At 32.4% G+C, this 14,205-nt stretch carries 13 protein-coding genes, 5 tRNA genes and 1 riboswitch; of the genes, 17 read left to right on the top strand and 1 reads right to left on the bottom strand.

From position 1 onward, the window contains the following. Nucleotides 1-10 precede the first annotated feature (10 nt). The 10 genes from atpA to mreB all read left to right on the top strand — a co-directional run bounded on the left by atpA (nt 11) and on the right by mreB (nt 10,146). A complete protein-coding gene (atpA, locus tag CPJCM30710_RS11755) occupies nt 11-1,519 on the top strand; it encodes a F0F1 ATP synthase subunit alpha (protein WP_212904369.1) in 1,509 nt (502 codons plus the stop codon). A 45-nt stretch (nt 1,520-1,564) separates the two neighbouring features. Further along, nucleotides 1,565-2,413 (top strand): ATP synthase F1 subunit gamma, encoded by an 849-nt coding sequence (gene atpG / locus CPJCM30710_RS11760; protein WP_212904370.1) that lies wholly within the window; start codon nt 1,565-1,567, stop codon nt 2,411-2,413. Nucleotides 2,414-2,428: 15 nt separating this feature from the next. Beyond that, the gene (atpD, locus tag CPJCM30710_RS11765) at nt 2,429-3,823 is read left to right on the top strand and encodes a F0F1 ATP synthase subunit beta (RefSeq protein WP_212904371.1); all 1,395 of its coding nucleotides are present in this window, start codon (nt 2,429-2,431) and stop codon (nt 3,821-3,823) included. A 24-nt stretch (nt 3,824-3,847) separates the two neighbouring features. Then, nucleotides 3,848-4,246 (top strand): F0F1 ATP synthase subunit epsilon, encoded by a 399-nt coding sequence (locus tag CPJCM30710_RS11770; RefSeq protein WP_212904372.1) that lies wholly within the window; start codon nt 3,848-3,850, stop codon nt 4,244-4,246. 164 nt (nt 4,247-4,410) lie between these two features. Next, a complete protein-coding gene (locus tag CPJCM30710_RS11775) occupies nt 4,411-5,067 on the top strand; it encodes a hypothetical protein (protein WP_212904373.1) in 657 nt (218 codons plus the stop codon). A gap of 20 nt (nt 5,068-5,087) precedes the next feature. Further along, on the top strand, nt 5,088-6,347 hold the full coding sequence (gene murA, locus CPJCM30710_RS11780) for a UDP-N-acetylglucosamine 1-carboxyvinyltransferase (RefSeq protein ID WP_212904374.1): 1,260 nt from the start codon (nt 5,088-5,090) through the stop codon (nt 6,345-6,347). Between the two features lie 186 nt (nt 6,348-6,533). Next, nucleotides 6,534-7,586, top strand: coding sequence for a stage II sporulation protein D (spoIID, locus tag CPJCM30710_RS11785; protein WP_212904375.1), 1,053 nt, complete (start codon nt 6,534-6,536; stop codon nt 7,584-7,586). A 218-nt stretch (nt 7,587-7,804) separates the two neighbouring features. Then, nucleotides 7,805-8,569: a M23 family metallopeptidase gene (locus CPJCM30710_RS11790; RefSeq protein ID WP_212904376.1), complete on the top strand. Its 765-nt coding sequence runs from the start codon at nt 7,805-7,807 to the stop codon at nt 8,567-8,569. Between the two features lie 208 nt (nt 8,570-8,777). Continuing rightward, complete coding sequence (gene spoIIID, locus CPJCM30710_RS11795) at nt 8,778-9,032, top strand: sporulation transcriptional regulator SpoIIID (protein WP_212904377.1); 255 nt, start codon at nt 8,778-8,780, stop codon at nt 9,030-9,032. 85 nt (nt 9,033-9,117) lie between these two features. After that, entirely contained in the window at nt 9,118-10,146 is a 1,029-nt protein-coding gene (gene mreB, locus CPJCM30710_RS11800) for a rod shape-determining protein MreB (protein WP_212904378.1), read from the top strand. A gap of 325 nt (nt 10,147-10,471) precedes the next feature. Here the strand turns inward: mreB and yyaC are convergent, their stop codons facing one another. Then, nucleotides 10,472-10,999: a spore protease YyaC gene (gene yyaC / locus CPJCM30710_RS11805; protein WP_212904379.1), complete on the bottom strand. Its 528-nt coding sequence runs from the start codon at nt 10,997-10,999 to the stop codon at nt 10,472-10,474. Between the two features lie 107 nt (nt 11,000-11,106). Here yyaC and CPJCM30710_RS11810 point away from each other — a divergent pair, with 107 nt between their 5' ends. From CPJCM30710_RS11810 to metK, 7 genes are all read left to right on the top strand, one after another. After that, a complete protein-coding gene (locus CPJCM30710_RS11810) occupies nt 11,107-11,694 on the top strand; it encodes a hypothetical protein (RefSeq protein WP_212904380.1) in 588 nt (195 codons plus the stop codon). 481 nt (nt 11,695-12,175) lie between these two features. Beyond that, nucleotides 12,176-12,250, top strand: a tRNA-Thr gene (locus CPJCM30710_RS11815). 4 nt (nt 12,251-12,254) lie between these two features. Then, nucleotides 12,255-12,340 (top strand) — tRNA-Tyr (locus CPJCM30710_RS11820). Nucleotides 12,341-12,351: 11 nt separating this feature from the next. Continuing rightward, a tRNA-Val gene (locus CPJCM30710_RS11825) sits at nt 12,352-12,427 on the top strand. A gap of 28 nt (nt 12,428-12,455) precedes the next feature. After that, nucleotides 12,456-12,530 (top strand) — tRNA-Thr (locus CPJCM30710_RS11830). Between the two features lie 5 nt (nt 12,531-12,535). Further along, a tRNA-Tyr gene (locus tag CPJCM30710_RS11835) sits at nt 12,536-12,621 on the top strand. A 52-nt stretch (nt 12,622-12,673) separates the two neighbouring features. Continuing rightward, a riboswitch (SAM riboswitch) is annotated at nt 12,674-12,778 on the top strand. A gap of 109 nt (nt 12,779-12,887) precedes the next feature. Next, nucleotides 12,888-14,063, top strand: a complete 1,176-nt coding sequence (gene metK / locus CPJCM30710_RS11840) for a methionine adenosyltransferase (protein ID WP_212904382.1) — start codon at nt 12,888-12,890, stop codon at nt 14,061-14,063. Nucleotides 14,064-14,205 lie beyond the last annotated feature (142 nt).

The following is a 14,205-nucleotide window of genomic DNA, read 5'->3' on the forward strand; positions in this document are numbered from 1 at the left end:
AGGTGAGTCTATGAATATTAAACCAGAAGAAATAACATCTATAATTAAAGGTGAAATTCAAAAATATGAAAAACAAATAAAGACTGTTGATTCAGGTACTATTATTCAGATAGGTGATGGAGTTGCGAGAGTTTATGGTCTTGATGAATGTATGGGTGGTGAACTTCTTGAGTTCCCAAACAATGTATATGGTATGGCCTTAAACCTAGAACAAGATAATGTTGGTTGCGTTCTTTTAGGCTCTGAAGAGGGAATTAAAGAAGGTGACGTAGTAAAGAGAACTGGAAAAATAGTTGAGGTTCCTGTAGGTGATGATCTGATAGGTAGAGTTGTAAACTCTCTTGGTAAGCCATTAGATGGTAAGGGTCCAATTAAAAATGATGGTTTTAGACCAATAGAAGTTTCGGCTCCAAATATTATAGCAAGAAGTTCAGTTAATGAGCCATTACAGACTGGTATTAAAGCTATTGACTCAATGATTCCAATAGGAAGAGGACAAAGAGAGTTAATAATAGGTGATAGACAAACAGGTAAGACAGCTATAGCTTTAGATACAATTATTAATCAAAAGGGTAAAGATGTTGTATGTATATATGTTGCTATAGGACAAAAACAATCAACTGTAGCGCACATAGTTAATACGTTAACTGAAATGGGTGCAATGGATTATACGATAGTAGTTTCATCAACTGCTTCTGATTCAGCACCACTTCAATATATAGCACCTTATGCAGGATGTTCTATGGGAGAATACTTCATGAATAAAGGAAAGCATGTACTTATAATATATGATGATCTTTCAAAACATGCAGTTGCTTATAGAACTATGTCATTATTACTTAGAAGACCACCAGGAAGAGAAGCTTATCCTGGAGATGTATTCTATATCCACTCAAGATTACTTGAAAGAGCTGCGAAATTATCTGCAAAAAATGGTGGAGGTTCATTAACCGCACTACCAATAATTGAAACTTTAGCAGGAGACGTTACTGCATACATTCCAACTAATGTAATTTCAATCACTGACGGACAGATATTCCTTGAATCAGAATTATTCTATGCAGGACAAAGACCGGCAGTTAATCCAGGTATATCTGTATCAAGAGTTGGTGGTAATGCTCAAATTAAAGCTATGAAGCAAGTTTCTGGTACATTAAGACTTGAACTTGCGCAATATAGAGAACTAGCAGCTTTTGCCCAATTTGGTTCTGACCTTGACAAGGATACTCAAAGAAGACTTGAAAAGGGTAAAAGATTGATTGAAATACTTAAGCAGGATCAATATTCGCCAATGGACGTAGAAAAACAAATAATGATACTATACGCTGCTGTCAATGAATTCTTATCAGATATAAAGGTTTCTGAAGTAAGAAAGTTTGAAAAAGAATTCTTAGAATATATGGATACTCATAATAGAGAAGTTGGTAAAGCAATAGTTGAACAAAAAACATTAACAGATGAAATTAAAACAAATCTTGAACAAGCAATAGTTGAGTTCAAGAAAGTATTCTTAAGTTAGCATAGCTTTTTATAAAGCTATGCAATCTTTTAGGAGGTGGAATGTATGGCAGCGGGACTTATTGAAATAAAACGCAGAATTAAGTCAGTTACCAATACAAAAAAGATAACAAAAGCCATGGGACTTGTTGCCACTTCTAAGCTTAGAAAAACTAGAATAGAATTAGACAAAAATAACAACTATTATGATTCTATTAAGAAAGTTGCAGACGAGTTATTAAAAGTTATTGAAGATAATGATAGTATTTTTTTCAAAGGTAATAAATCGGATAAAAAATTATATATTGTAGTATCTTCTGACTCAGGATTATGTGGAGGTTTTAATGGTAATCTAGCGTTAAACCTTAATGAAAAAGTAGAAGGTAATAAAGCTGATACTTTAGTTATGATAGTAGGGCAGAAGGGAATTCCATACATAAGAAAGTATGGTTTTGATACTGTAGCAGAGTATGTACAAATTCCTGATATACCAACAGTAAAAGAGGCTAAAGTTATATCTGAACATGCAGTGAAACTTTATAAAGATGATGAAGTAGGAGAAGTAAACATTGTTTATACGCACTTCTATTCACCAATTAAGCAGGTAGTCACTATTGATAAACTTTTACCTTTGGATAGAACCCAGAATTTTGGTAGAGCTGATATTTTAATAGAACCAAAAGGTAAAGAAGCAGTAGAAAATATCCTTGAAGTGTTTTTTAGAGGAAAGATTTTTAATTCTATGATACATTCAAAGGTTAGTGAACAAAGTTCTAGAATGCAAGCTATGGACGGAGCAACAAAAAATGCAAACGATCTTCTTGATTCTCTAAATATTAGATATAACAGAATAAGACAAACCGCTATCACTCAGGAAATTTCAGAAATAGTTGGAGGAGCTGAAGCTCAAAAATAGTAAGGAGGTATTCTAATGCCTGGCAATATAGGAAAAGTGGTTCAAGTTATAGGACCAGTTATAGATATAAAATTTGATACAGATTCACTTCCTAATATTTACAATGCTATTCGTATAGATATGGGGGGTCATACATTAGTTGCTGAGGTAGAGCAACATATAGGTGATGATATTGTTAGATCAATTGCTATGGAGTCAACAGAAGGACTTAAAAGAGGTGTAGATGCTGTTGATACTGGAAAGCCAATTTCAGTACCTGTAGGTGAAGCTGTTTTAGGAAGATTATTTAACGTTTTAGGTAATACAATGGATGAAGAAGGGGAAGTTATATCTGAGTTAACTTATCCTATTCATAGACCAGCACCAACCTTTGAAGAACAATCTGTTGAACCAGAGATGTTTGAGACTGGAATTAAGGTTATTGACCTTATAGCACCTTACCAAAGAGGTGGTAAGATAGGGCTATTCGGAGGTGCAGGTGTTGGTAAGACGGTTCTAATCCAAGAACTTATCAATAATATAGCAAAACAACATGGTGGTCTTTCTGTATTTACAGGGGTAGGTGAAAGATCAAGAGAAGGTAATGATCTTTTACATGAAATGAAAGATTCAGGAGTTATCAATAAGACTGCATTGGTATTTGGACAGATGAATGAACCACCAGGAGCAAGAATGAGAGTTGCTTTAACTGGACTTACAATGGCTGAGTACTTCAGAGATCAAGGGCAAGACGTACTTCTATTTATAGATAATATATTTAGATTTACGCAAGCCGGTTCAGAAGTTTCTGCATTACTTGGAAGAATTCCTTCTGCCGTTGGTTATCAACCAACACTTGCAACTGAAATGGGTGCACTTCAGGAAAGAATTACGTCTACAACACAGGGGTCAATTACTTCTGTTCAGGCAGTTTATGTTCCTGCTGATGATTTAACAGATCCAGCGCCAGCAACAACATTTGCCCATTTAGATGCTACAACAGTATTATCAAGAAGTATATCAGAACTTGGTATTTATCCAGCTGTTGATCCACTAGATTCAACATCAAGAATCCTTGATCCAAGAGTTGTAGGGAAAGATCACTATGAAGTAGCTTCAAAGGTTAAACATATTCTTGAAAGATACAAAGAATTACAAGATATCATTGCTATATTAGGAGTAGATGAGCTTTCAGAAGAAGATAAACTTATTGTTTCAAGAGCAAGAAAGATTCAAAGATTTCTTTCACAGCCATTTACAGTTGCAGAACAATTTACAGGAATGCAAGGAAAATATGTTCCTGTAGCTGAAACAGTAAGAGGCTTTAAGGAAATTCTTGAAGGAAAGCATGATGATCTTCCTGAATCAGCATTCCTTTTTGTTGGAACAATAGAAGAAGCTATAGAAAAGGCTAAGAATATGTCCAGATAATAGGACATAAAGGGGAGATTTCATATGAATACATTCAAGTTACACATTATCACTCCTACTAGAGAGGTGTACTCAGGTGATGTGGTGAAAATCCTTACTAGAAGCTCTGAAGGACCATTTGAAATATATGCAAATCATATTTCTTATATAACAAATGTTATACCTACAATAACTAAGTTTGTTGATGTAAGTGGTAAAGATCATGTATTATTTACTTCTACAGGTGTGGTAGGGTTTAGTAATAATGAACTTACATTTTGTTGCGATGCGGCAGAATGGCCAGATGAGATAGATGTAGAAAGGGCTCAAAAAGCAAAAACTAGAGCTGAGGAAAGATTAAAGAACTCAACTAATGTTGATGTAAAGAGAGCTCAAATGGCTCTTTCAAGAGCTGTAACTAGATTAGATCTTAGAAATCTATAATATAAAAAGCTGCTGATTTTCAGCAGCTTTTTTGTTTGTAGTCAAGCTTTCACATTTTTGGAAAAAAAATATATATTAATAGTATATTGGAAAAAAATATAAGTCATGTCTCTGTATAAAAAAAAATTCTTGGACAATAATTAAGAAGAAAGGAAGGGGTAAAAATGAGGTTTAAAATAGCTTTAATGAGTTGTTTCCTTTATCTTTTTTCTTTATTTATTTGTCAAGAAAGTACGTTTAACAATGACGACACAATATTCAATGTAATTACTCGTGATAACGTAAAAATTTTAGAGTGTGGAGTAAAAGTTCAATATTTTACCCATAATAATATGTTTGATGAACTTACTAAAATAAAAAGTATACTTAATATAAGTGAAAATAATGTTGTGATTAAAGAACAAAAAGAAAATTCACTTTATATTGAAATGAATAAAGATGGTACAAGGTATGTAATAAAAGGAAGTACTGAGGATGATTTAAAAGCTATTGAATTAGAAATAATTAAAAATACGAAAGATAACGATATTGAAAATCTAAAGAGGCAATTAATAAAAGTACAAGATAATACTTCAATAAAACCACAATACTATAGTTACATTAAGGGAAGAATAGTAGATGACAAAAAAGACAATATAGAAGTTTTAGAGACAAAGCTTATAACCAATGGAGCTACAGAAGTTAAAACCATCCCAATTAATTCAGGTTTTACAGGAGTAGCAAAATTTAAAGATAATTCTAAGTTAAATTATGCTATCTGCCGATATGATAGAGAAACATACTTAATTATTGGTACGCCAATAATATTTACGACATTTTAACAATTTTTATGGAGGATAATATGGATAAAATCAGAGTTAAGGGTGGGAATGAACTTGTAGGAGAAGTATTTGTTAGCGCTGCTAAAAATTCTGTTCTTCCAATAATTGCAGCAAGTATTCTTGGAAATGAAAAAGTAACTATTAAAAATGCACCAATGCTAGAGGATGTATACGTTATTTGTAATGTGTTACATGAATTAGGTTGTCAATTGTCAATTGATAACCTAAATAATAAAATAATAATAGATAGCAGAAATGTAAAACCAATTGACACAAGTAATAATCTAGTAAAAAAAATGAGAGCATCTTTTTTAGTGATGGGACCTATGTTATCTAAATTTGGGCGATGTAAGATTTCATTGCCTGGAGGCTGTAATATTGGAAGTAGGCCAATAGATTTACATTTAAAAGGTTTTAAAGCCTTAGGAGCTGATTTTGAAATAGGACATGGTTTTGTTGAAGTAAGAGCTGATAAGCTTACAGGAAATAGGATATATCTTGATTTTCCTTCAGTAGGAGCAACAGAAAACATTATTATGGCTGCAGTATTAGCTAAAGGTACAACAATAATAGAAAATGCTGCAGAAGAACCAGAAATTAAAGACTTAGCAGATTTCTTAAATTCAATGGGAGCGATGATTGATGGTGCTGGTAGAGGCAAAATAGTTATTGAAGGAGTTGAATCATTAAAAGGAACTGAGCATATTCCCATCTATGACAGAATAGAAGCAGGGACCTATATGGTTGCAGGAGCTATTACCCATAGTAAAATTAAAATCAATGGGATAAATGAAGAACATTTAAGGCCAGTAATAGAAAAACTTAAAGAAAGTGGAGTAAGGATAGATGTTCTTGCTGAAGAACAGAGTATAGTTGTAGATGGTAGAAATATTATAAAAGCAGTAGATTTAAAGACAATGCCTTATCCAGGATTTCCTACAGATATGCAAGCACAAATGATGAGTTTATTAGCTCTAGCAAATGGAGTAAGTGTGATTACAGAAACTGTTTTCGAAAATAGATTTATGCATGTTTCAGAACTTATGAGGATGGGAGCAAATATAAAAATTGACGGAAGAACAGCTTTAGTAGAAGGGGTGCCTAAAATTACTGGCTGTGAGGTAAAAGCTACAGACTTAAGAGCAGGTGCAGCAATGATATTAGCTGGATTAGTAGCAGAAGGTGAAACTCAAATAACTGACATATATCATATAGATAGAGGTTATGTAAGAATAGAAGATAAGCTTAAGAATTTAGGCGCTAATATTGAAAGATATTAAGTAGATTTAAATAAGCATTAATGCATAAATGCATTCTGTATTTATGCATTAATGCTTATTTTTATACTTTTTAATACTAAAAGTATAATAGTGTTTTTTAAGCATATAAATTTACTATAACTTAAAGATAAACGGTTAATTATAATTTTTTTAGTTTTTTATTGATAAATACGAAAGGAGATAAGAATGAGATATGAATTAAACAAATATAAAAGGTTTGTAAAGATAGTATTAATAGTATTTTGTTTATCATTGATATTACCAATGTTTGTAGTTCTTATCTTTAGCAAAAGTGATTTTGGTAAAAAGTTTGAAAATGTAAAACGGTTTATAGTAAAAGAAAATGAAATTAATAAGAATAAAGTAGATTTTAATAAAATTAAAGTATATAATTCAAAGTTAAATACAATTCAAGAGATCCCACTTGAAGATTATATATATGGAGTAGTAGCAGCTGAAATGCCTGTAAGTTTTGAGATAGAAGCTCTTAAAGCACAAGCTGTAGCTGCAAGAACATTTGCAATAACGAAAATTTTAACCCCCTGCCCACAGGCAAATGGAGGAGATGTTTGTAGTACTACTCATTGTCAAGTTTATGTAGATAAGAATGAAAGAATTAGGTTATGGGAAAATGGTAAGGGGCAAGAAAATTGGAATAAGATTGTTCAAGCTGTTTCTGATACTAAAGATATGGTTTTAAGTTATTACGGTGAGCTTGTTATGTATCCACAATTTTTTTCTATAAGCTCAGGAAAGACAGAGAATTCAGAGGCTGTTTTTTCTCAAAGTGTGCCTTATTTAAAATCTGTTGATAGTCCAGGAGAGGAGATAGCTCCTAAATTTAAAAGTTCTAAGACAGTAAGCTATGGTGAATTTGTAGGTATAGTAAATAATGCATATTATCAGGCAAATTTAAACAAAGCTAATATAAAGTCTCAGGTTAAAATTTTAGGCAGAAATACTGGAGGAACCGTTAGTGAAGTAGCTTTGGGAAACGTAAGAATTAAGGGGACTGATTTTAGAAAATTATTTTCACTTAACTCAGCTAATTTCAATATACAATTTAATTTAAAGGGAGTTACTATAAATTGTATAGGTTATGGTCATGATGTTGGATTAAGTCAATGGGGAGCTAATGTTATGGCTAAGAATGGTAACAAGTTTAATGAAATTTTAACTCATTATTATACAGGTGTGAAAATCGTTTATATTGAAGATGTTAATACTAAGGGCAAATAGGTGGAACTTATAAGCAGTTGCCTCAATTTTGAGGGACTGCTTTTATTTGTTGTCATTTCGCAAATCTAAATCTAGCTAAAACTGAGCAGGGTAAATGTTTGCTCAGTTTTATTTTATGCTTTTTTTGTAGAAAATTGTTAGAATTTTTAGAAAGAAAATAATGGATCATTTGTATTTTTTCATAGCAAAAGGACAGACTATTCAATGGAGGTGTTCATATGGACAAAAAGAACAATAAATTTATAAGTTTTATCAAGAAGGAGAGTTTCTACGTTATATTATTTGTATGCTTATGTGTAGTTGCAACTGTTGCTGCATTTACTGCAAGAAATGCGAATAAGGTTACCGAACAACAAGAAAAGGGTAGTGTTGCAATGGATATAAATGAAAATGAAAAAAAGTCAACTACCCAGATGATCGATGCTGAGCAGGTTAAAAATACTCAAAGTAAGACAAATAATGAAAGTAAGACAAATAGTCAAAGTAAGGCAAGTAATGTAACAGTACCTAACTCTAAAGCAGTATCAAATAATTCTAAGGTTTCATTCATCAATCCAATAGCTGACGGATCAATAGTAAGACAGTTTTCTGATAAGCCTATAAAGTTACAAGGCTTTGAAAAAGATACATGGACTACACTAAGAGGTGTTGCTATTGCAGCTAAAAAGGGAACTCCTGTTAAGGCTGCTGCTGATGGGAAAGTTACAGAAGTTGAAGATGGTGATGGGTTTTTAGGATACTATGTTGTTTTATCTCATCCAAATGGTATGAGAACTATATATACTAATCTTGATCCACAGGTAGTGGTAAAGAAAGGTAGTACAGTAAAGGCAAATGATGTTATTGGTAAAGTTGGAGATACTGCTAGAATGCTTAAGTTTGAATCTTATGCAGAGCATTTAGGTTTCCAAGTGGTTGATTCAAAGGATGAACAAGTGGATCCAACTAAGTTAATTAAATTTGACTCTCAAAAAAGCAAATAATATTATCAGCCATTTTTGATTATTTGAAAATGGCTGATAAAGACAAGTAATTTAGTCCTGAAACAATTCATGAAAATAGCCTCGATATTCAATGCTTTTTCATGAATTGTAAATTCGATAACGAACTTGTGTTTATCTAAATAGAAAAAGTAATTTAGGAGAGGTACTGAGCATATTTATTAATATAGCTAATTAAGGAGGTAGCATTTTGAAAGACTACATTGAAGAAAGAGTCCTAGAAGTTGCACAATACATTATTGATTCAAAAGCTACGATTAGAAAAACAGCAAAGGTATTCGGAGTAAGTAAAAGTACTATACACAAAGATATGACAGAAAGACTGCCAAAGATTAATCCTACAATAGCGCAAGAGGCTAAAATAATATTAGATCTAAATAAAGCAGAACGGCACATTAGAGGAGGAAAGGCAACAAAATTAAAGTACAAAACTATTGAACGTTAATTGCATTCCATATATAATTATATTGAAAATATGTAAAATTATATCATAAATGTATTATGTAATGAAGTAATAGAGGTGAAATGGAATGTGGTTTTGGGGAATGGGAACAGACATAGGTATAGATTTAGGTACAGCCACAGTGCTGGTTTATATAAAAAATAAAGGCGTTGTTCTAAAAGAACCATCTGTAGTTGCTGTAGATGAAAATAGTAATAAAATCTTAGCAGTTGGTGAAGAAGCTAGACAGATGATAGGAAGAACTCCCGGAAATATTGTTGCAATACGTCCATTGAGAGACGGTGTAATATCTAACTATGATATGACAGAAAAAATGTTAACATATTTCATAGAAAAAGGGTGTGGAAAAAAAAGAATATTAGCGCCAAAAGTAATGGTTTGTGTTCCCTCTCAAGCTACGCCAGTTGAAAAAAGAGCAGTAATTAATGCAGCTAAGAATTCAGGAGCAAAGTCTGCATATTTAATTGAGGAGCCTTTAGCAGCAGCAGTAGGAGCAGGACTTGATATATCAAAACCTAGTGGTAATATGGTAGTTGATATTGGAGGCGGTACTACTGATATTGCTGTTATTTCACTTGGTGGGATAGTAGTTCGATCTTCCATAAAGGTTGCTGGAGATAAGTTTAATGAATTAATTCTAAGATATATTAGAAATAAATATAAACTAATGATAGGTGAAAGAACTGCAGAAGATTTAAAAATAAATATTAGATCTGTTTTAAAAAAAGGAAGAAAGGTAACTATGCCTGTAAGAGGAAGAAGTTTGATTACAGGTTTACCGGATGAAGTAAATATTACAACAGAAGAAATTAGAGGAGCATTACAGGAATCTTTAGAAGTTATTACTAAAACTATTCACTCTGTTTTAAAAAGAACACCACCAGAACTTTCGGCGGACATTATTGATAATGGAATATTGATGACTGGTGGAGGAGCATTATTGTATGGACTTGATGAATATATTGAATCTGAAACAGGAGTGATAGTGAGGGTTGCTGAAGAATCTGTATCTTGTGTCGCTAAAGGAGCTGGATTGGCTCTTCAGAATTTTAATAATCTTAAAATTAACAGTGATATGGAAGTAGAATTAGTTTAATAAAAAAGGACATAGCTTACAGCTCTGTCCTTTTTATTTCTTTATAGAAATTTATATTTAGATAATCTATAGATAACTTAATAAAGATAAAAAATTAAATCCTTAACGAATTTTAGGAAGATAAGCCTGAGCAGGTATTGACCCTGCTCAGCTTTAGCCAGATTTCACTTCGTTAAATCGCAGCAGATAATGTCAGAATTCAATACTTTTTCTAAAATTCTTAATTCAATATGAACTTATATACCCTGAACTATATATTCAGTTATGAAGTTATATATCTATATAAATTTTACTAGTAGTACTGAATACGTTTTCTGTTAAAATGTCATTTTTGATGACTTAAATAATAAGAATGTAAAAGTGCGTCAACAATAACTTTTGCCATGTCCATAATTAAGCTTAATCTTATAGAACGACTAGTGAAAATTTCTGCATTTTCACTAGAATCTACTATTCCTATTATTGAGGCATCACCTACATCTGGAAGAGTTTTTCCTACACCTTTACCAGGGTGAATAGGATAATCTCTTGTGTGAATTTCACCTATTGAATTACTATCACCTAAACATGCATCAATTCCTATAATACAAGCATTGGGATGATTTAAATATATTTCATTTAATTTTTTATCTAAATTTAATGCATGTATAGGGGAGGAAATGGTTCCGTATACAGGAAGAGGAATAAAACGTTCTTTAAGCATAGTGCCCACCAAAGGACCAAGACAATCACCTATGCATTTATCTGTACCAATACACACTATAACTAAATTTTTATTCATATAATCTTTTAAAAAGTAAGCAATTTCATAATAAGCAAGCGTAGATTTATAATTTACTTTAATTTTATTCAAAGTGCCACCCCCTCGTTAATTTATATGACCTTATATTAAAAAATATTAAAAAAAAGAATAAAAGGTAGTATTTTGGTCAATATTTTTAATGGTAAAGAGGTGATAGCATGAATAAAAAAATTCGGGGATTTATTGTGATATTTAGTACTATAATAAGTGTTGTAATTATGTTGAAATTTGGTAGTTTAAGCCATATAGAAGACAATAAAAATGCTAATATATCTAAAAAAGATGTTATACAGGAAAGTGAAAAAGAACAAGAAAAAGTTAATGTAGCTGAAGTGCCTAAGGTTGAAAATGATATAGAAAAACATGAAAAACAAAATAATAATTTAGTAAAAAAAGAAGAAAGTAAGAAAAACATTAATAAAGTAGATAAGGAGAATACTCAGAGGGTTTATACTGATGAAAGTGAACCTTCGGCACCTGTGGTTTCAATTTTTAAAATTGAAAAAGATAACATATCTAATAAAATGAGTTTAGAAAATAAAGCAAAGTTAGCATATCTTTCAAGAAAACTTTCTACAATAGACTATGGTAAAATTCAAGAATATATGAATGGTAAAGATGAATTTAAAGCAGCTACAGAAATATTTAAAATACTTAAGGTAAGATTACAAATAAATGAATATGAAGAGGTTAAAAATATTTTAAGACCATATATTGATGTAGACTTTATTGATAATAACATATAACAATTTATAATAATATAGATATCCACAACCTAGTAGGGTATCATTAGGGCAATAGAAATAAGTAGAAGTATAAGGGTATTTCTATTGCTTTAATTTTATTCAGACTTTACTAACCTATTGAAATTTTATCGCATTTTATAAGAGAATTTTATGAAAATGATTATACATATTAGTGTATTATTATTTTCAGCCATAGTAGATTTTTACATCAGAAATAGTATAGAATTATTCACAATAATATACTATATATGCTCCATCTTATAGGATGGAGAAGTTTGTATAGTTAGGTTAAATAATAGTTATTAAAAAAACGTATATGATAGAAAAAAGTATTTATAATTAGAAAATAAAAGCATTACAGATATAATATCTAAAAACGAACTTATAACGTCTAAAATCGGGGTTGAAATAAACGTCATAACCATATATACTAATCCTTGTCGATTGGCGATGCAGCAAATCGAAAGAACAAAATAAATGTGCTGGTGTGGCTCAATGGCAGAGCAGCTGACTTGTAATCAGCAGGTTGTAGGTTCGACTCCTATCACCAGCTCCAATATGGAGGAGTTCCCGAGTGGCCAAAGGGGGCAGACTGTAAATCTGTTATCAGACGATTTCAGTGGTTCGAATCCACTCTCCTCCACCATTTAAATACAAGGGCGCATAGCTCAGCTGGGAGAGCATCTGCCTTACAAGCAGAGGGTCACAGGTTCGATCCCTGTTGTGCCCACCATTTAAAATAAAAAACAAAAGAATAATATGCTGGCATGGCTCAACGGTAGAGCAGCTGACTTGTAATCAGCAGGTTGTAGGTTCGATTCCTATTGCCAGCTCCAGTTATGGAGGAGTTCCCGAGTGGCCAAAGGGGGCAGACTGTAAATCTGTTATCAGACGATTTCAGTGGTTCGAATCCACTCTCCTCCACCATTTAAGGCACTGTTTGCGGTGTCTTTTTTGTATGAAATAAAAGAATAATAAACTCTTATCCAGAGAGGTGGAGGGAAAAGGGCCCGATGAAACCCGGCAACCGGTGTATAAACACAATGGTGCCAATTCCAGCAGATATATTTCTGCAAGATAAGAGAGCTTGAAAGTAAGTCTCTTCTTATGGAAGAGATTTTATTTTTTATAGAAATTTATTTATTGAAGGGAGGAGTGAAGCTGTTTTGAGAAATCAAAATAGCGACGTCACTATGAGAAGATTATTTACTTCAGAATCAGTAACAGAAGGACATCCAGATAAAATTTGTGACCAAATTTCTGATGGAGTGTTAGATGCTATATTTTCACAAGACCCAAATGCTAGAGTAGCTTGCGAAACTGCTGTAACTACTGGTATGGTTATGGTTATGGGGGAAATTTCAACTAATTGTTATGTTGATATCCCAAAGATAGTTAGAGAGACAATAAGAGAGATAGGATATGACAGAGCTAAATATGGTTTTGACTGTGATACATGTGCTGTATTAACTTCAATAGATGAACAATCAGTAGATATAGCTATGGGAGTTGATGAAGCTCTTGAGTCAAGACAAGGAGAAATGGATAAAATAGAGGCAGTAGGAGCTGGAGACCAAGGTATGATGTTTGGTTTTGCAACAAACGAAACTCCAGAGTTTATGCCACTTCCAATTGCTATGGCTCACAGACTTTCAAGAAGACTTTCAGAAGTTAGAAAGAATAATACATTAGCATACTTAAGACCAGATGGAAAAACCCAAGTAACTGTTGAGTATGAAGATAATAAACCAGTAAGAATAGATGCAATAGTTATATCAACGCAACATGGACCGGAAGTTTCACAAGAGCAAATTCAAAGTGATCTTAAGGAACATGTAATTAAGGCTGTTGTTCCAGCTGAATTATTAGATAAAAACACAAAGTATTACATAAATCCAACAGGAAGATTCGTTATAGGTGGACCACAAGGTGATAGTGGATTAACTGGAAGAAAGATCATCGTTGATACTTACGGTGGATACGGAAGACACGGTGGTGGAGCATTCTCAGGAAAGGATCCAACAAAGGTTGACAGATCAGCGGCATATGCTGCTAGATGGGTTGCTAAAAACTTAGTTGCTGCAGGTGCTGCTGATAAGTTAGAAATCGAGATTGCTTATGCTATAGGTGTTGCTAAGCCAGTATCTATAGAAGTTGAAACTTTTGGAACAGGAAAGATTGCGGATGATAAGATTGTTGAAATTGTTGAAAAGGTATTTGACTTAAGACCAGGTGCAATAATTAGAGATCTTGATCTTAGAAGACCAATCTATAAGCAAACTGCTGCATATGGACATTTTGGAAGAACAGATGTAAATCTTCCATGGGAGCAATTAAATAAGGTTGAAGATATAAAGAAATATCTATAATGAAAAAAGTGGTTGTTATACAACCACTTTTTTTCAGTTTGCTGAAAAACCCCCTGTTTAAAAAACAGAGGGGTTTTCTAGCAAACTTGTGGATAAATTTTAAAAGAGAGCTTTTCTATTAATTTGAATAAAATTTTATATA

The organism is Clostridium polyendosporum, from assembly GCF_018332455.1.
GTDB lineage: Bacteria > Bacillota > Clostridia > Clostridiales > Clostridiaceae > Clostridium_AY > Clostridium_AY polyendosporum.

Bases quoted from the DNA above. Each gene is read 5' to 3' on its own strand.
- atpA (WP_212904369.1), top strand. From the start codon at position 11: ATGAATATTAAACCAGAAGAAATAACATCTATAATTAAAGGTGAAATT.
- atpG (WP_212904370.1), top strand. From the start codon at position 1,565: ATGGCAGCGGGACTTATTGAAATAAAACGCAGAATTAAGTCAGTTACC.
- atpD (WP_212904371.1), top strand. From the start codon at position 2,429: ATGCCTGGCAATATAGGAAAAGTGGTTCAAGTTATAGGACCAGTTATA.
- CPJCM30710_RS11770 (WP_212904372.1), top strand. From the start codon at position 3,848: ATGAATACATTCAAGTTACACATTATCACTCCTACTAGAGAGGTGTAC.
- CPJCM30710_RS11775 (WP_212904373.1), top strand. From the start codon at position 4,411: ATGAGGTTTAAAATAGCTTTAATGAGTTGTTTCCTTTATCTTTTTTCT.
- murA (WP_212904374.1), top strand. From the start codon at position 5,088: ATGGATAAAATCAGAGTTAAGGGTGGGAATGAACTTGTAGGAGAAGTA.
- spoIID (WP_212904375.1), top strand. From the start codon at position 6,534: ATGAGATATGAATTAAACAAATATAAAAGGTTTGTAAAGATAGTATTA.
- CPJCM30710_RS11790 (WP_212904376.1), top strand. From the start codon at position 7,805: ATGGACAAAAAGAACAATAAATTTATAAGTTTTATCAAGAAGGAGAGT.
- mreB (WP_212904378.1), top strand. From the start codon at position 9,118: ATGTGGTTTTGGGGAATGGGAACAGACATAGGTATAGATTTAGGTACA.
- CPJCM30710_RS11810 (WP_212904380.1), top strand. From the start codon at position 11,107: ATGAATAAAAAAATTCGGGGATTTATTGTGATATTTAGTACTATAATA.
- metK (WP_212904382.1), top strand. From the start codon at position 12,888: ATGAGAAGATTATTTACTTCAGAATCAGTAACAGAAGGACATCCAGAT.